The sequence below is a fragment of the uncultured Maribacter sp. genome (assembly GCF_963974015.1).
Classification (GTDB): Bacteria; Bacteroidota; Bacteroidia; order Flavobacteriales; family Flavobacteriaceae; genus Maribacter.
Genome location: NZ_CAXBBZ010000001.1, coordinates 694185 through 712394, shown reverse-complemented (window position 1 = coordinate 712394; position 18210 = coordinate 694185). Strand labels below are relative to the sequence as shown.

At 35.6% G+C, this 18210-nt stretch carries 19 protein-coding genes; 3 read left to right on the top strand and 16 right to left on the bottom strand.

The genetic code is table 11. The features are described from left to right. Positions 1 to 111 precede the first annotated feature (111 nt). From AACZ41_RS03080 to AACZ41_RS03025, 12 genes are all read right to left on the bottom strand, one after another. Positions 112 to 1044, bottom strand: a complete 933-nt coding sequence (locus AACZ41_RS03080) for a DUF3078 domain-containing protein (RefSeq protein ID WP_339626397.1) — start codon at positions 1042 to 1044, stop codon at positions 112 to 114. 70 nt (positions 1045 to 1114) lie between these two features. After that, entirely contained in the window at positions 1115 to 1621 is a 507-nt protein-coding gene (locus AACZ41_RS03075) for a DUF2480 family protein (protein WP_339626395.1), read from the bottom strand. A gap of 39 nt (positions 1622 to 1660) precedes the next feature. Beyond that, positions 1661 to 1993, bottom strand: coding sequence for an SUF system Fe-S cluster assembly protein (locus tag AACZ41_RS03070; protein ID WP_339626393.1), 333 nt, complete (start codon positions 1991 to 1993; stop codon positions 1661 to 1663). A 6-nt stretch (positions 1994 to 1999) separates the two neighbouring features. After that, positions 2000 to 2425 carry a SufE family protein gene (locus AACZ41_RS03065; RefSeq protein ID WP_339626391.1) on the bottom strand — a complete coding sequence of 142 codons (426 nt, stop codon included), beginning with the start codon at positions 2423 to 2425 and terminating at the stop codon, positions 2000 to 2002. 73 nt (positions 2426 to 2498) lie between these two features. Next, a complete protein-coding gene (locus tag AACZ41_RS03060; protein WP_339626389.1) occupies positions 2499 to 3713 on the bottom strand; it encodes a cysteine desulfurase in 1215 nt (404 codons plus the stop codon). Positions 3714 to 3858: 145 nt separating this feature from the next. Beyond that, the gene (gene sufD / locus AACZ41_RS03055) at positions 3859 to 5175 is read right to left on the bottom strand and encodes a Fe-S cluster assembly protein SufD (RefSeq protein WP_339626386.1); all 1317 of its coding nucleotides are present in this window, start codon (positions 5173 to 5175) and stop codon (positions 3859 to 3861) included. 70 nt (positions 5176 to 5245) lie between these two features. Further along, on the bottom strand, positions 5246 to 5998 hold the full coding sequence (gene sufC / locus AACZ41_RS03050) for a Fe-S cluster assembly ATPase SufC (RefSeq protein ID WP_339626384.1): 753 nt from the start codon (positions 5996 to 5998) through the stop codon (positions 5246 to 5248). 6 nt (positions 5999 to 6004) lie between these two features. Beyond that, positions 6005 to 6877 (bottom strand): N-acyl homoserine lactonase family protein, encoded by an 873-nt coding sequence (locus AACZ41_RS03045; protein WP_339626382.1) that lies wholly within the window; start codon positions 6875 to 6877, stop codon positions 6005 to 6007. A 25-nt stretch (positions 6878 to 6902) separates the two neighbouring features. Next, positions 6903 to 8348 carry a Fe-S cluster assembly protein SufB gene (gene sufB / locus AACZ41_RS03040; protein ID WP_339626380.1) on the bottom strand — a complete coding sequence of 482 codons (1446 nt, stop codon included), beginning with the start codon at positions 8346 to 8348 and terminating at the stop codon, positions 6903 to 6905. Positions 8349 to 8394: 46 nt separating this feature from the next. Then, positions 8395 to 8724: an iron-sulfur cluster assembly accessory protein gene (locus AACZ41_RS03035; RefSeq protein WP_068480363.1), complete on the bottom strand. Its 330-nt coding sequence runs from the start codon at positions 8722 to 8724 to the stop codon at positions 8395 to 8397. 126 nt (positions 8725 to 8850) lie between these two features. Next, on the bottom strand, positions 8851 to 10194 hold the full coding sequence (locus tag AACZ41_RS03030) for a hypothetical protein (RefSeq protein WP_339626375.1): 1344 nt from the start codon (positions 10192 to 10194) through the stop codon (positions 8851 to 8853). Positions 10195 to 10196: 2 nt separating this feature from the next. Beyond that, positions 10197 to 11453, bottom strand: coding sequence for a choice-of-anchor B family protein (locus AACZ41_RS03025; RefSeq protein WP_339626373.1), 1257 nt, complete (start codon positions 11451 to 11453; stop codon positions 10197 to 10199). 140 nt (positions 11454 to 11593) lie between these two features. Between AACZ41_RS03025 and AACZ41_RS03020 the strand changes: the two genes are divergently transcribed. Together AACZ41_RS03020 and thiL are read left to right on the top strand one after the other, a co-directional pair. Beyond that, positions 11594 to 13051, top strand: a complete 1458-nt coding sequence (locus AACZ41_RS03020; protein WP_339626371.1) for a Gfo/Idh/MocA family oxidoreductase — start codon at positions 11594 to 11596, stop codon at positions 13049 to 13051. Positions 13052 to 13143: 92 nt separating this feature from the next. Beyond that, positions 13144 to 14190 (top strand): thiamine-phosphate kinase, encoded by a 1047-nt coding sequence (gene thiL / locus AACZ41_RS03015; RefSeq protein WP_339626369.1) that lies wholly within the window; start codon positions 13144 to 13146, stop codon positions 14188 to 14190. A gap of 9 nt (positions 14191 to 14199) precedes the next feature. Here the strand turns inward: thiL and AACZ41_RS03010 are convergent, their stop codons facing one another. After that, entirely contained in the window at positions 14200 to 14367 is a 168-nt protein-coding gene (locus tag AACZ41_RS03010; RefSeq protein WP_339626367.1) for a hypothetical protein, read from the bottom strand. Positions 14368 to 14673: 306 nt separating this feature from the next. Here AACZ41_RS03010 and AACZ41_RS03005 point away from each other — a divergent pair, with 306 nt between their 5' ends. After that, positions 14674 to 15951, top strand: coding sequence for a branched-chain amino acid transport system II carrier protein (locus AACZ41_RS03005; protein WP_339626364.1), 1278 nt, complete (start codon positions 14674 to 14676; stop codon positions 15949 to 15951). Position 15952: 1 nt separating this feature from the next. On the opposite strand, the gene AACZ41_RS03000 is transcribed toward AACZ41_RS03005, so the two are convergent. Genes AACZ41_RS03000 through AACZ41_RS02990 form a run of 3 tightly spaced genes read right to left on the bottom strand, consistent with a single transcriptional unit; the run spans position 15953 to position 18208 of the window. Further along, positions 15953 to 16132, bottom strand: a complete 180-nt coding sequence (locus AACZ41_RS03000) for a hypothetical protein (RefSeq protein WP_339626362.1) — start codon at positions 16130 to 16132, stop codon at positions 15953 to 15955. 3 nt (positions 16133 to 16135) lie between these two features. Further along, positions 16136 to 16906: an exodeoxyribonuclease III gene (locus tag AACZ41_RS02995; protein ID WP_339626360.1), complete on the bottom strand. Its 771-nt coding sequence runs from the start codon at positions 16904 to 16906 to the stop codon at positions 16136 to 16138. Positions 16907 to 16915: 9 nt separating this feature from the next. Beyond that, positions 16916 to 18208, bottom strand: coding sequence for an aminopeptidase P family protein (locus AACZ41_RS02990; protein ID WP_339626358.1), 1293 nt, complete (start codon positions 18206 to 18208; stop codon positions 16916 to 16918). Between the last annotated feature and the right edge of the window lie 2 nt (positions 18209 to 18210).

Sequence of the window (18210 nt, the reverse complement as noted above, 5' to 3'; positions counted from 1 at the left end):
ACTTATTAAGACTAAAAGTAGAATCCCAAATTTTACGATAATTACTTAACCGAAAAAAGCCCTCTAAATAGAGGGCTTTTTTATTTTTAAAACTAAATTTTATAGTAGAATTTAGAATGAATAGTTTAAACCAAATAATAGGTAAGTCTGTAAATTGTTATCTACATTATCGAAAGTAATTGTAGGGTCTGGAGCTGGTCCTGTTATCGCCGCATAGTTCAAAGCTTCTTGTTTACTGTTACGTAAACCAAATTCAAAACCAAGACCTATACCATTCCACAACGTATATCCCAAACTATTGATCCAAGTAAAGTTCGATAAATCTCCACTTTTATAACTTTGAAATGTAGAAAAATTGGTCTTAAAGTTTATCGCTCCAATTTTTCTTGTGTAATCAGCAACAATTTTAGCCCCTAAAGAAGATTCAAAAATAGTATCCTCACTACTAAATACAAAGTTGTAGTTAAGTGGGTGTATAACTACTACAAGATCAGTAATCGGTGTCCAAGTTGCACCAACCCCTAAATCTAAATATCCTGGATCATTGAAATTGTCAAGGATAGTAGTACGGTATTCGCCTAAACCTGATATGGCAAATTTTTCGCTCAATTTACGACCATATAAAGATGAAATGGTAAAAACATCTGCTGCTTGTTTAAAGCTATCATCATCAGCAGGATTATCTTTATCGTCAAACTTTACCCATCCTAGGTTTATATTTCCTGAGTTTCTCCAGAAAAATTTATCTTGGTTAAGATTAGCGAATGCATTAACTGTTACACCAATATTACCGCTCGAATTATTTGGTGAAGCTTGCGCATACCAATTATTAAAGCTGCTGATATTGGCACCAATTGTACCAAAAGCACCTTTTTTCCAACCGGGTAATTTATCGATTTGGCCTTGTATAGCGTCAGCTCTACCTTGAATAACAGCTATCGAATCTTTTGCAGCACCTAATTGCCCTTTAAGCTCTTCCTCTGTTTGAGAAAAGCCCATAGTTGCAACAAATGCAACTGCTATGGTTAAAATAATTTTCTTCATAATAAAATGTTTATAGTTTATAGTGTCGCAAATGTAAGAATAGTTAACAAATTCCCTGAGCAGGAAATTGTTATTTTCTTTTGTATAAGGGTACTGAAGAACAAGCTTCCCCATACATAATAGACTTAGCAACAGGCCTTAACCGCTCTGCAATAAATAAATATGCATTTTCTGGAACGGGCTTTTTACTACATCCTTTAATGATAATCACCTTATCTTGAAACTCTGAAATATCTAATTTTTCAATGATAGATTGATAAATACTCGTTTCTAAATCGACCAAAGTACCTTGTATCGCCTTTTTCGAAAAAGCACTAAGTTTAATACTAATTAATAGGTAAGCCCACCCTGGGATGATCGCATCTGTAGAACATTGCATAGCTACATATGCACCTTCATATTGAGACCAGTCATGTGCTTCTACAGAAGCTCTAAAATCTTTTTCTTTTAGAATAAACCCCTCAAAAAGCCAATCCTTAATATCTAATACCATCCTATCCCCTTTTGGATAATAATCCTCAAGGTTAAAGGTGATTAGTTTACTTTGGGCAACTCTATTAATAATTTCGTCTTGCATAAAAATAGAATTAAAATCTAGACAGAAATCGACATTTAATTAAAGAAGTCCTAATTCTAGTTTTGCTTCCTCGCTCATTAAGTCTTGAGTCCAAGGTGGATCAAAAGTAATTTCAACCTCCGCATCTTTAATTGAATCAAGAGATTTAACCTTTTCTTCAACCTCTGCAGGTAAAGATTCTGCAACAGGGCAATTAGGCGATGTTAAAGTCATTAGTATCTTAACCTCGTTATCCTCATTGACCAAAACATCATATATCAATCCTAATTCATAGATATCGACTGGTATTTCTGGATCATATATTGTTTTTAAAATACGAACTATTTTTTCTCCCAAATCTGCACTATCCTCTGCTATATTTTCTTTACTCATAACGTTCTAATCTTCAATTTGTGTTTGATACGCTACTGCGTATAATTTTAATTGTTTGATCATGCTAACCAAACCATTCGCTCTTGTTGGCGAGAGATGTTCTTTCAACCCAATTTCATCTATAAACTGAGTATCGGCATCTAATATATCTTGTGGTTTTTGATTGCTAAACACACGTATTAAAATGGCAATAATGCCTTTTGTAATAATTGCATCGCTATCTGCAGTAAAAACCAATTTATTATTTTCTAATTCTGCGTGTACCCAAACCTTACTTTGACAACCTTTTATAATATTATCCTCGGTCTTGTATGCCTCATTAATTAAAGGAAGTGACTTACCGAGCTCAATCATATATTCGTAACGCTGCATCCAATCATCGAACATAGAAAACTCGTCGATAATTTCCTCTTGTATCTCTTTAATTTCCATTGCTTTATTTTATGCAAAAATACGATAACAATTGATGGATTTCAAAAGTTAACAGAAACGATAAATAGTTGTTTTACAACAACATGCTTTTAGCTTTTAACACCCCAGCGATAAGTACATCTACTTCTTCGCGTGTATTATAAAAAGCAAAGCTTGCCCTTACTGTACCAGGTATTTTATAGAAATCCATAATAGGCTGTGCACAATGGTGTCCAGTACGCACTGCAATACCCAGCTTATCTAAAATACTACCTATATCATAAGGGTGTATTCCTTCTATATTAAATGAAATAACAGAGGTTTTGTTCTTTGCGGTACCATAAATTTTGAGCCCATTAATTTTCAATAACTCCTGAGTCGCATATTCCAACAGCTCAAGTTCATACTTGGCAATTTCTTCGAAACCTATGGCATTCATATAATCTAAAGCTGCACCAAAAGCAATACCGCCGCATATATTAGGCGTACCTGCTTCAAATTTATGTGGAAGACCTGCATAAGTAGTTTTTTCGAAAGTAACCTCAGCGATCATCTCGCCCCCACCTTGATAAGGTGGTAATTTATTCAACCATTCTTCCTTTCCATACAACATACCAACACCTGTCGGTCCGCAAATTTTATGTGCCGAACATGTATAAAAATCAACATCGAGTTCCTGAACATCTGCCACTAAATGTGGAGCAGCCTGTGCACCATCAATTAAAACGGCCGCACCTACTTTGTGCGCTTTCTCAATTATTTCTTCAATGGGATTAATTGTCCCTAAGGCATTTGAGATATGATTACAAAAAACCAATTTGGTCTTATCTCTAAGTAATTCATCATAAACATCCATTCGTAATTCACCTTCTAGGTTCATAGGAATTACCTTTAATATAGCACCTGTGCGTTCACAAAGCATTTGCCAAGGCACAATATTTGAATGATGTTCCATTGCAGAGACCAATATTTCATCTCCTTTTTTAATCAAAGAAGAAAAACCGTTAGCTACAAGATTTATACTATGTGTAGTACCAGACGTAAAAATGATTTCGTACGACTTGGCAGCATTAAAATGCGTTTGGATTTTTATTCTTGCTTGTTCGTATTTATCAGTCGCTTCTTGAGAAAGTGTATGTACTCCACGGTGAATATTTGCATTGTAATTTTGATAATAATCTACAATAGCATCAATCACTTGCTGCGGTGTTTGAGAGGTAGCCGCATTATCTAAATAAACCAATGGTTTTCCGTTAACTTCACGCTTAAGAATTGGAAAATCTGCTCTAATTTTTTTAATATCTAACATAGTCAATCTTCTTATATACAAAGATACCAGATAATGAAAACATATATATTATTGGTACTTTATTTCGTTCTAATGCGGTATTAAATAAAAAGGATAGTTAAAAAATTAACTATCCTTTTATATATGAAAATATTATCATAGAACTTTACAAATCAAAACCAAGGTTCACCCCAAGTTTTTTAGCGATCAATTTATTAATTCTAGCTTTTAATTCAGGGATACGTACAGAAGAAAGCACATTGTTTGCAAAAGCATACATTAATAAAGCTCTAGCTTCCTTTTCAGGAATACCTCTTGACCTCAAATAGAACATTGCTTCTTCATCTAACTGACCAATTGTACAACCATGCGAACATTTCACATCATCAGCAAAAATCTCTAACTGAGGTTTTGTATTGATGCTAGCCTTATCGCTAATTAGTATATTGTTATTTTGTTGAAATGCGTTTGTTTTTTGGGCAATCTTATCAACGATAATTTTACCATTAAAAACTCCCGTTGAACTATCACCATAAATACCTTTGTAGTCTTGGTGACTTTCGCAATTCGGTTCAATATGATGTACCAAAGTATGATGATCCACGTGTTGTTTCTCACCTAGTATCGTTACACCTTTCATGGTAGAGTCGATATACTCCCCATTTTGATAAAAATTAAGATTGTTACGTGTTAATTTTCCTCCAAATGAAAAGGTGTGAACCTTAACAACACTTTTATCTTTCTGATCAATATATGTATTATCGATTAAAGATGCAGTTGCTGCATCATTCTGTATTTTATAAAAATCTACGATAGCACTTTTTGCTGCGTATATTTCAGTAACAGCATTTGTAAGCACTTCATTTTTCGTTAAACTCTGGTGACGTTCTATAATCTGAACTTCAGCATTTTCCTCTACCACGACCAAGTTTCTTGGCTGTAACATTAAAGAAGCTTCATTACCTGTAGAGAAATGTAAAATCTCTATCGGTTTTTTAGGCATCTTATTTTTTGGGATATAAATATATGCCCCTTCACGACTAAATGCCGTATTTAGAGAAGTCAAAGACTCATCTTTTGATGCTATTTTATTAAAATAAACATCTATAATCTGCTTATACATTGGCTTTGTTAATGCCGAACTCATTAAACAGATATCTACGCCATCATGTGTAGTTTCTGAAAGGTATGAGCTATATATACCATCTATAAAAACAATTTTATAAGAATCGATTTCATGTAGAAAATAACGCTTAACATCTTTGTATTCTATTGTATTTTCTTGTTTAGGAAAAATACTGAAATCAATTTTCTGTAAACTATTTAGCGACGTATACTTCCAAGCTTCTTCCTTTTTAGAAGGAAATCCTTTTTCTTCAAAATTTTTAATGGCGGCCGTACGTACATCATGTATCGGATGTTCGACATCCACGTTGTTCTCAAACGCCATAAAGGAAGAAATTAATTTATCTTTTAAATCCATACTTTTTCAGTTGGCAGTGCTCAGTCACAGTTGGCAGAAGATTCTGCTCACTGATCTTGCATACTGCAAATTATACTGTTGCTTCTTGTTTTAACCAATCGTAACCTTTCTCCTCAAGCTCAAGTGCTAATTCTTTACCACCAGACTTAACAATTTTACCATTGTGCAATACATGCACAAAATCAGGTACAATATATTCTAACAAACGTTGGTAGTGTGTAATTAAGATTACAGCGTTGTCTTTACTCTTCAATTTATTTACACCATTAGCTACGATACGTAATGCATCGATATCCAATCCAGAATCAGTTTCATCTAAAATGGCCACTTTAGGCTCTAACATTGCCATTTGAAAGATTTCATTACGCTTTTTCTCACCACCTGAAAAACCTTCATTCAATGATCTTGATAAAAACTTACGATCAATTTCCAATAACTCAGCTTTTTCACGGATTAGCTTCAACATTTCCTTTGCAGGCATATCTTCTAAACCTTTTGCTTTGCGAGACTCATTAATTGCAGTTTTCATAAAGTTGGTTACAGAAACTCCTGGTATTTCTACAGGATACTGAAAAGAAAGAAAAACACCCTTATGCGCTCGTTCCTCTGGAGAAATATCCTCTAAATCCTCACCATATAAATCAATTGAGCCTTCGGTAACTTCAAATTCCTCTTTACCAGCAATTACAGATGCCAATGTACTTTTACCGGAACCATTTGGTCCCATAATCGCATGCACTTCACCTGCCTTTACCTCTAGGTTTATTCCTCTTAATATTTCTTTCCCGTCTACACTAGCGTGTAAATTTTTGATTTTCAACATAATATGCTACTTTAAATATTCTGGTGCCTTAGGCATTTTATTAAAATCTTCTTTTGAATGCTGTATAAATACTTTAGCATTAACTTCTTTTGCCAAAGCCTCAAATTCTGTCATGCTATTTAATGTTTGCTCAACATCAAAATTAAAAATAGGAACCCCTCTGTGTTCTCTATTTTCATATAGGTGATACAGATCACCTGTTAATAATACTGGTCCGTTTTCAGGTAAATCTAATAACAAAACCTGATGGCCAGGTGTATGGCCCGGCATAGATTTTATTACTACTGTGCCATCACCAAATACATCATATTCACCATTCAGTTTTTCAATATTGGCCAGTTCTTTAATGGCATTATAAATGTCAGCATTATTCTTTTGCGTTTCTTCACTAGTTATAAAATAAAACTCAGTATTTTGAACCAACCATGTTGCTTCTTTAAATACATTGGCATGGCCACTGTGATCAAAATGAGTATGTGATAAAGCGAGATATTTTATGTCGGATGGAGACATACCTATACTTTTCAACTGGTTTACAACAGAGTCTTTTCTTGAAACTGTAAATGCTCCGCTAGGATCCGTATATGGTTCTCCCAATGCAATCAACCCTTCAGGCAAACCTGCATCCCACATTAAATTTCCTTTAGGATGACTAATTACATAAAAAGGATCCGCAAATTCTTTTGTCTGACCATGATAGGTAGTGTCTTGGGAAAATAATTCCAAGTTGTTCACTAGTACGGTACCCCCATTAAAGGTGTATAATTTCACCTCTGGCTTAACAACCTCTTCAGCAGTATTTGCATCTTTAGTTTCACTTTTATTTTCCTTACAACCAAAGGCCGCTATAATAACTAATATGATTAAAAACTTCTTCATCGTTATTTTAAAGACATTGTTCAATTTATCCTACAGAACCCTCTAAACTAATTTCCAATAATTTTTGAGCCTCTACTGCAAACTCCATTGGTAATTTATTCAGAACCTCTTTACTAAATCCGTTCACGATTAGAGCAATAGCTTTTTCAGTAGGTATGCCCCTTTGATTGCAATAAAATATTTGATCTTCACCAATTTTACTTGTTGTAGCCTCATGCTCTATCATTGCAGATTTGTTCTTCGCTTCGATGTACGGAAAAGTATGTGCCCCACATTCGTTACCCATCAATAGTGAATCACATTGAGAGAAGTTACGCGCATTATCGGCTCTACTATTTACTTGCACCAAACCTCGGTAGCTATTTTGAGATTTACCGGCAGAAATACCCTTAGATATAATGGTGCTTCTTGTATTCTTACCAATATGAATCATTTTGGTGCCCGTATCTGCTTGTTGGTAATTATTGGTTACAGCAATTGAATAAAATTCCCCGATAGAATTATCCCCTTTTAAAATACAAGAAGGATATTTCCAAGTAACAGCTGAACCGGTTTCAACTTGTGTCCAAGATACTTTAGCGTTCTTTTCGCATAAAGCTCTTTTTGTAACAAAGTTGTATACTCCACCTTTACCATCTTTACCGCCAGGGTACCAGTTTTGCACTGTTGAGTACTTAATTTCTGCACCGTCTAAAGCAATCAATTCTACTACCGCAGCATGCAATTGATTCTCATCTCTTGATGGTGCTGTACAACCCTCTAGATAACTTACATAACTATCTTCATCAGCAATAAGTAATGTACGCTCGAACTGACCTGTACCAGCCTGATTGATTCTAAAGTAGGTTGAAAGCTCCATTGGGCAACGTACACCCTTTGGAATATAACAGAAACTACCATCTGAAAAAACTGCGGAGTTCAATGCAGCATAAAAATTATCTCTTTGGGGAACTACAGAACCAATATACTTCTTCACCAATTCAGGATGCTCTTTTATAGCTTCTGAAATAGAACAGAAAATGATTCCTTTTTCCGCCAACGTCTTTTTGAATGTAGTAGCAACAGAAACGGAGTCCATAACTATATCTACAGCTACATTCTGAAGTTTCTTTTGCTCATCGACAGAAATACCCAATTTCTTATACATCTCTAGCAACTCAGGATCTACATCATCCATTGTTTTGTTAGGATCTGCCTTTTTTGGTGCTGAATAATAAGAAATAGCTTGAAAATCTGGTTTTGTATAATGTACATTGGCCCACTCTGGTTCAACCATTTCTTTCCAATACTTAAAAGCTTCAAGACGCCATAGTGTCATCCACTCTGGCTCTTCCTTTTTCTTGGAAATGGCAATAACGATTTCTTCGCTTAAACCAATAGGAAACGTTTCGGATTCAATATCTGTATAGAAACCATATTCATACTCTTTGGTTTCCAATTCTTTTTTTAATTCTTCTTCTGTATATGCCATATAGTTTAATTGGTCAATTGATTTTACTCAACTAACAATTATCGATTTATAATGAAAAACTCTCGCCACAACCACAAGTTCGCTGTGCATTAGGGTTGTTAAAAACAAAACCTTTACCATTGAGGCCCCCAGAGTATTCTAAGACCGTTCCTACTAAATATAAAAAGCTCTTTTTGTCTACAATAATTCGAACATTATTGTCCTCGAAAACCTTATCGGCATCATCCTTCTTGTTATCAAAGTTCAACTCGTAAGATAAACCGCTACATCCTCCACTTTTCACACCCACACGAACATAATCCGTTGTCGCATCAAAACCTTCTTCTGTCATAAGGTTGATGACTTTCTGTTTAGCTGTTTCTGATACTTGAATCATATATTAACTAGATTTAATCTAAATAGTTTACAAATATAGGTTATAAGTAGGTTTTTTCCATAGAACCTAACATTAATATAACGTATATAACTATTAAAGAATCTTATAATAAATGACTGGAATATACTATTTGATTTTAAGTAGAATTAAGTCTGCGTTTCCTTTAGAAGATATGGACCCAAAATCTGTACTTGAAGATTCGCCTACAATAAGAATGCTCCCGTCAGAATTTTCTAGAAGATCAAAACCAAAATCCAGCCCAGAACCTCCAAAAGATTTTTCCCAAACTAGCTCTCCAAAAGCATTGGTTTTAACTACCCAAATGTCATTTTCGCCCTTATTCAATGAACTGTCTTTATCATCGCTTTTGGTGTTGCCCGTTAGTAAGAAACCCCCATCTTTACTTTGTACTACAGCCTGTGCCAAATCGAACTGGCTACCGCCATACGTTTGTTCCCAAATTAAATTACCCTCTTCATCAAGTTTAATCATCCACATATCAGATTCTCCGTGGTTTAATAAAATATCGCCATTGGTACTAAAAGTATTACCTACTACTACAAAACCATTATCTGCCGTTTTAGCAATATCATAAGAAACCTCGATACCTTCACCACCAAATGACCGTTCCCAAATTAGATTGCCAAAAGAATCTACTTTAATCACCCAAAAATCGTAGCTACCATTGGTATTGCTTATATCAAAATCGTCACTCTCCGTAAAACCCGCCATCACAAACCCGCCATCACTTGTTTGCACGACCCCGTGTGCGCGGTCATTATTGGTGCCCCCAAAATAACCTCGCCACTGTACGGTACCTCGTTCATCTATTTTTGTTCCCCAAAACTCACCTACTCCATGACTGGTTAATGAGTTGACTTTTTCAGTATTTCCATCCGCCCTAGCAGAAGTTATATCTAAAAACCCCGTAAAAAAATATCCTCCTTGAGATGCTTCAAGTATATCGTACGAATGATCGTGACCTGAAAAACCGTAACTACTTTCCCATTCCAAATTTCCTTGAGCATCTAATTTTAAAATCCAGTTGTCATGAAAACCTTCGTTATTCGAAGCATCGCCATCACTACTCATAGAATAGCCTGTTAGAATAAAACCTCCGTCACTAGTTTGTGCGAGACTTTGTCCAATATCATCTTTACTTCCACCATAGGTCTTATTCCATTGCAAATTCGAATTTTCATCAAATTTTAATAACCAATAATCATTTTCTTCTTCAGCTTTTGTTGAGATATCACCATTAGTACTTCCTGTATATCCTAAAATTGCAAAACCGCCGTCAGGGGTTTTTATAATCGCCTGAGCACTTTCATTTCCACTACCTCCAAAATTCTTAATAAAATCGAGTTCTCCCTTAAATTCAGTATTCAATGACTCAAATGTAATTTCAGCTTCATCTTTTGCACAAGAAAAGATACTAAAAGCAAGTACTAGTAAAAACACCTTTCTCATGTTCAATTTGATTTTTGGATTATAAAAAATCCACTATTAATGTCACTAATGATAATATAACCGCTTTCAAAATAGGGGTAAACACTCCAAACTCCGGCAAATTGTGTATTATTATTAGACGGATAGGTATCAAAAAATGCCTTCTCAACTATTGTTTTACTTTCAATTTCTGTAATATCTAAAACACGGACACCTGCCGTATAATTTGCCAAGAAAAATTCATCTCCTAAAACATAACCGTTGTGGTCAATAGCGTTTGTTGGACCTAAGTAGGTATAGTGTAATACCGGATTCTCTAAATCAACCATATCAAAAATTAGGGTACGTGTTTTAAACCCTTGCCGCACCTCATCTAACTCGTCCCCCAATATAAAATAGCGATGATTCTCTGTAAACCAACCCTGATGGGTGTATCCGATATTTGGATAAGGCAATGTCGCCAAAGTTACGGGTGCGTTCTTATCTGAAATATCTACCACCACTACTTGATTCTCATTTGCACCTACAAATATTTCTGAACCTAAATAATTGGCATCGGGTCCATTATAAGTAATTACCTGTGCATCATGCGTGTAACCATTTAAACCCCAACCACCAGCTAAAGCAGGAACTATAGGGTTTTCAAGATTCAAAAAATGCACACCACCATTAAACTGGTCATCTCTATTCGTACCAACAGGATATGCAAAACCAGATGTTTCATTAATTACAATATTATGTGCATTACCCAAATCTGTATAACGCCCATCAGCAGAAAATTCCTTAGGAATATTACTTACGTTTCTCAATTTTTTTAAATCAAAAACTTGAACACCATGATCACTGGCCTCAGATACGATATACGCAAAGTCTCCATAGATTTTTACATCTCTCCATGGACTCGAACTTGTGGCAGTAGGTAGCTTACCTAAAAAAATAGGCTTTACTGCATCTGATATATCTATAAAAGCGGTTCCATTATCCAACCCGATCAAAGCATATTCTTTGCCACTTTCAGCATCCGTCCAACCCCAGATATCGTTACCTTCCTGAGCAGACATTTCACTTAGAGAAATATGGGCAACTAAATCATATCCATTACAAGGGTAAATACCCGCCATTCCATTTTCACATGGCACAATTGCGGTGGTATTATTTTCTGAAGTTGGCGTTTCTTCTACTTCTTCTTCCATTAGTTCGTTAACCTCAACTTCCATATTCTCATCAGAAGAGCATCCGAAAATCATAATGAATATTATAAACCAAAGCCCTTTTTTCATGTAATTGTTTTAATTTCAACACTTAAAGATACTAATTGCATTGTTTCAATAATCAGAAAACTACAATGACCTTCACGTAATTGGCTTAATTGGATTATCTTGAAGTCCAAATCATCAAACAACTAAAACAACTTCATTTTATGTCAAACAAAAAGACGAATTTAAAAAAGAACTCGCGTCGAAAATTTATAAAAAATACCGGTATGGCGGCGGCCGGATTCATGATTGTACCAAGACATGTCTTGGGCGGTACTGGTTTTATAGCTCCAAGCGATAAACTAAACATTGCGGGTATTGGGGTTGGCGGAAAAGGTCAAAGCGACATTGCCTCCTTTGCTGAGAGTCCAAATGTAAATATTGTTTCACTTTGTGATGTTGACGACAGACAAGCAATTGCCTCTAGGGAAGCATTCCCGAAAGCTAGTTATTTCAGTGATTTTAGAGAAATGCTAGAAAAAGAAGGAAACAATATAGATGCGGTTTCTGTTTCTACTCCCGACCATAACCATGCTGTTGCAGCTTACCAGGCAATGGCAATGGGAAAACATGTATATGTACAGAAGCCATTGACCCATGATATTTGGGAAGCAAGAATGCTTACCGAAGCTGCGAAAAAATATAAGGTTGTTACGCAAATGGGTAATCAAGGTGGATCTGGGGATGGTGTTCGTAAAATGAAGGAAATATATGATACGGGCATAATAGGAGATGTACACACTGTAAAATGCTGGACCAATAGAGCAATTTGGCCACAGGCATTACAAACACCTACTAAAAAAGACAGAATACCAAAAGGTTTGAATTGGGACCTTTGGTTAGGTACAGCAGCAGCACGAGATTACAATAATGCATATTTACCTTTTGATTGGAGAGGTTGGTCAGATTTTGGTACCGGAGCTTTAGGCGATATGGCTTGTCATATTATGGATCCAGTTTACAGAATATTACCAATATTGTACCCAGACACGGTAGAATGCAGTGTTTCAGATTCTTTTAGTGGAAATTTTGAATATAAAGATTACCCAAAAAGTTTCCCGAACTCTAGCAAAATACATTTAAGTTACCCAAGAACCGATGGAAAAGGTAAAATAAAAGTTACTTGGATGGATGGTGGTTTACTACCTGAAAGACCAGAGGAATTGGGCGATGATGAAGCTTTAGGAAACTGGGATGGTGGTGTACTATTTATTGGCACCAAAGGTAAATTGATGGCTGATTGTTATGGGGCAAACCCTAGACTGCTTCCTTTAAGCTTAAACGAACAATTCGAAGTAGAAGAAACTATTGCCCGTATACCAGAAGGTCATTATTTACAATGGGTAAATGCTTGTATGGCAGGTTATGGTAATGCTGAAACCAGTTCTTCATTCGATTATGCCGGTCCGTTTACAGAGAGTATTCTTATCGGTAACTTAGCATTGAAATCGTACTTCGAAGTAGACCCAACTGTAGAAAACCAAAGTTTTTGGGGCGGCGGTAAACAATACTACGGAAGAAAACGTTTACAGTGGGATGCGGCAAATATGAAAATTACCAATTTCGAGCCAGCGAATAAATATGTTAAGCGTACGTATAGAGATGGTTATTCAGTAGGATAGATTTTATTCTAAATTTAAGTATCAAGACCGAAGCTTTTCAGCTTCGGTCTTTTTTATGTTCTTGGTCTAGTATTACTTCTTATTTTTGCAGCATGCTAGAAGACAAGAATCAAGAAAAGACATCTTTAGAAAAATTAGGCGAATTTGGCCTTATAGAACACCTAACCAAAGACTTTAAAATTGAGCGAAAATCTACTTTAAAAGGTATTGGTGATGATGCTGCCGTTTTAGATTTTAAAGACAAAAAAACGGTTATTAGTACGGATCTATTAATAGAGGGTGTGCATTTCGACCTTGCCTACATGCCATTAAAGCATTTAGGCTACAAAGCAGTAATGGTAAATCTTTCAGATATTTATGCCATGAACGCCACCGCCACTCAAGTAACCATTTCTATTGCGGTTTCTAATAGATTTCCTTTAGAAGCATTAGAAGAACTATATGCTGGTGTAGCTACTGCATGCAAAAACTATAATGTTGATTTAGTTGGTGGTGACACCACATCTTCTAAAACAGGGTTAATGATTAGTGTAACTTCAATAGGTGAAGCCAACGAAGAAGATATTGCTTATAGATCAGGTGCCAAACCTAACGACCTTTTGGTTGTTTCGGGTGATATAGGTGCTGCCTATATGGGTCTTCAAGTCTTGGAGCGCGAAAAAGAAGTTTTTAAGGTAAACCCGAATAGTCAGCCAGATTTAGAACCCTATTCTTATATCGTAGAGCGACAGTTAAAACCAGAAGCTCGAAAAGATATTATTGAATTATTGAAAAAATTAGATGTTCATCCAACATCTATGATAGATATTAGTGACGGACTTTCATCTGAAATTTTACATTTAAGTAAAAGCAGTGGTTTGGGCTTCGATGTATATGAAGATAAAATTCCTTTAGATCCAACTGTAATTGCTGCCTGTGAAGAGTTCAAGGTAGATAGTACCCTTGTGGCCTTAAGTGGAGGCGAAGATTATGAGCTATTGTTTACAATAGACCAAAAAGAATTCCCGAAAATAAAGGGCAATCCTAACTTAACCGTCGTGGGGCATACCACGGGTAAAGAAGAAGGTGCTTTCTTGATTTCCAGGAATAATACGAAGATTCCATTAACCGCTCAGGGTTGGAATTCTTTTACTGAATAGAGAAACTTACTAAGCTACCTGCTGCTGTGTAGCGGTGTGTCTTCTTTGGTAAATATGCTCTAAAGTTCTGTTGATATCCTGTAATTCAGGTGTTAATACAGAAAGATTTCCACTAACATCTGTTGTTACTTCTTTTTGACAGTGAATACACTTGTATTCTTTGATATGCGAGGTCACTTTTTTTGAAATGGAGTAGTGATGGCCGAAAATGTTGCAGAATATTTTTTTCATGCTGTAGGTTTTTTTGCTAGAATTTCGATTTGGGTGATCGAGAAAATGCGATTTATAATTTAAGTTGAACTAACTAGAGAATTCGCTTACGCTAAATTCCCTTTTGTTAAAGTACTGTATATTAAACGACTGCACCACTAATTGTTGTGAGTGTTGCCTAACCTGTTGTCAATCTACTTTTTTTTGGTGTCTTGCCAAATCAAAAACAACTGCATGTCTGTTATTTCATAATCTTTCGCTTAATTTGTAACCATGTTTAAGAAGAAGGAAATTCTCGTTACAGCCTTTGCCCTTTTCTCCCTTTTCTTTGGAGCGGGCAATCTAATACTACCCCCTTTATTAGGTTTTAAATCAGGAAATCAGTGGCTAATAGTAACCATAGGTTTTTGCCTTTCTGCAATGGTGATTCCCATTCTTGGTATTTTGGCACATGCTAAACTACAAGGTACGTTGATGGATTTTGGAAAAAAGGTGTCACCCACCTTTAGCTTGATTTATTCTTTTTTCATTTATGCCATTGCCATTGCCTTACCAAGTCCAAGAACTGCTTCAGTTACCCACGAAATGGCCGTTCAACCTTATTGGGATATATCTCCTTGGTTTACCAGTAGCATATATTTCGGCCTAGTATTTGTCTTCGCCATGAATCGTTCAAAAATAATGAACATTCTAGGTAAGATATTAACGCCTGCAATTATCCTAATACTGATTTTTGTTATCGGAATAACGATTTTCTCTTACCCATTTGAATTCGGCACTACAACAATTGCCAGTCCTTTTACCAATGGTATTTTGGAAGGCTACCAAACATTTGATGCCATTGGTGCAGTAGTGGTAGGCGGAGTGATTATTATCTCTATAAATATTAAACATAAGACTGCCTCCTATACCGATAAAAAATCACTGATACGCAACGCCGGATGGCTAGCAGGTTTGGCCCTATTTTTAATTTATATGGGTTTAATTCTTTCAGGTGCGCTATCACATTCTGTATTTGATGCAGATACCACTAGAACAACTTTACTGTCTGGTTTGGCCATTAATAGCCTAGGTAATGTTGGAAATTTATTTTTAAGCATATTAGTAGGTATTGCATGTTTTACCACCGCAGTGGGTATAGTTACGGGAACAGCCGATTTCGTAAGGTCTAGATTTAATGATTCTCAATCGGCATATAACATAACAGCTGTTATAGGGAGTGTATTAGGTGTATTAATGGGCCAATTTAATGTAGGATATATAATCGCAATAGCATTACCATCATTAATGTTCATCTACCCTATAACCATCATTTTAATTTTACTAAATGTAGTACCAGAAAAGTATGCATCATCATTGGTTTTTAAAACTGTTACCATAGCGACTATCTTATTTAGTGTTCCAGATTTCTTAGGAAGTATTAGCGCAATTGCACCTGCTACAGATGCATTTTCATGGATACCACTTCAGCAATATAGTTTAGGTTGGGTGTTACCGGCTTTGTTAGTGTTTATATTGACCAATATTTTTACAAAAGCTAAATCAGCGTAAATTACAACTCTCTATTTTTTCGTTTTTTAGAATAGTAATAAAAGGCATACGCTATTAAAACCAACACAACAAATGGAAGGTAGGTTCCTATGGCAACGCCTATTTCATAAGAGTTATCAGGCGCTTCCCGCATTTTTTTTTCAATTTCAACAGTTTCTTGAAACAATAAAATTAACCCCATATTCTAAAATTCAATTTCTAAACTAATAGGACAGTGGTCACTCCCCATAATTTGATCATGAATCTCTGCTGATTTCACTTTGTCCCAAATAGATTCGCTCACCAAGAAATAATCGAGCCGCCAACCAACATTTCTACTTCTTGCACCACCACGCATACTCCAAAAAGTATACTTATCGAATGTAGTTGGGTGCAATTTTCTAAAACTATCCACCAAATTTAATTCATTCAGCATATGATCAAAACCATCAATTTCTACCTGTGTAAAGCCAGATGTTTTATTGTAATTACTCTTCGGGTTTGCCAAATCATTTTCAGTATGCGCAACATTAAAATCGCCCGTAATAATTAAAGGTTTCGTTTTTGAAAGCTCTTTAAGGTAATTCGTAAAAGCCTTGTCCCATCCTGCTCTATAATCCAATCGTTTTAATCCACTTCCGCTATTTGGTATATATACATTCACCAAATGAAAGTGCTCAAATTCAGTATGGGTGATACGGCCTTCTAAGTCATGCTCAGCAATACCCATGTCCCTTTTGAATTGAACAGGCTTTTGCTTTGTTAAAATTCCTGTACCAGAATATCCTTTTTTATCAGCGCTATTGGTGAATAGTTCATAGCCACTTATATCTTTTAATGCTTCACTTACTTGGTCGTCTTGCGCCTTGGTTTCTTGAATACAAAAAACATCTGCGTCAAAATCTTTAACAATATTTTCAAAGCCCTTTTTTACAGAAGCCCTTATCCCATTAACATTCCATGATACTAATTTCATTCTATGGTATTATCTGTTCATCAATTCTTCTATCTCATCGGCCTTAATAGGAATATTTGCCATAAGATTAAAAGGCTCTCCCTTTTGTTGAATTACTACATCATCTTCTAATCGAATTCCCATATTTTCTGCCGGAATATAGATTCCCGGTTCAACTGTAAATACCATATTTGCTTTCATGGGCGTTTTTAAAGCTCCATAGTCATGTGTATTCAAGCCAATATGATGACTTGTACCATGCATGAAATATTTTTTATACGCGGGCCATTCAGGATTCTCATTTTGTACATCGGCCTTATCCAATAATCCCAACCCTAATAATTCAGATGTCATTAATTTACCACATTCTTTGTGGTACTCAGCCCATAGCGTACCAGGAACCAACATTTTGGTGGCATCATCCTTTACCCGTAAAACGGCATTGTAAACCTCTTTTTGTCGTTTTGTGAATTTTCCGTTTACAGGAATAGTTCTAGTCAAATCACTAGAATAGTTTGCGTATTCTGCAGCAACATCCATCAAAATTAAATCACCACCATTACAAGCCTTATTATTCTCTAAATAGTGTAACACATTTGCATTGTTACCAGAAGCGATAATCGGTGGATACGCAAAACCTTTAGAACGATTACTAACAAACTCATGTACTAGTTCTGCCTCGATCTCATATTCCATGACCCCAGGCTTAACAAAACCCAATAGCCGTCTGAAACCTTTTTCCGTAATATTACAGGCCATTTGCATCAATTCTAACTCTTCGGGCTCTTTAACGCCACGTATTTCTTGTAGAATTGGATTACTTTTAGCAACTAGATGTGCAGGAAATTGTTGCTTACATTTTTTAATAAAACGGTCTTCTCGTGTTTCAGTTTCTACCGCCTGCCTATAATGCTCATTCGTATTAAAGTAGATTGTTTTGGCTTCGGTCATTAAATCAAAGAATGTTTTGTCAAAATCCTTTAACCATTGAATATTTTGAATACCAGAAACCTCTATTGCTTTTTCTTTGGTCAATTTTTCACCTTCCCAAATAGCAATATGTTCGTTTGTCTCCCTAACGAAGAGAATTTCTCGGTTCTTTTTATTTATAGAATCTGGAAACAGTACTAAAATAGTCTCTTCTTGATCTGCCCCAGACAAGTAGAAAATATCTCTATGTTGTTCAAAAGGCAATACACTATCGGCACTTATCGGATAAATATCATTCGAATTAAAAACGGCAATGCTTTTTGGTTGCATGCGATCCATAAATTTCTTTCGGTTCTTTATAAATAACGAATTAGGTATTTGATCGTATTTCATGA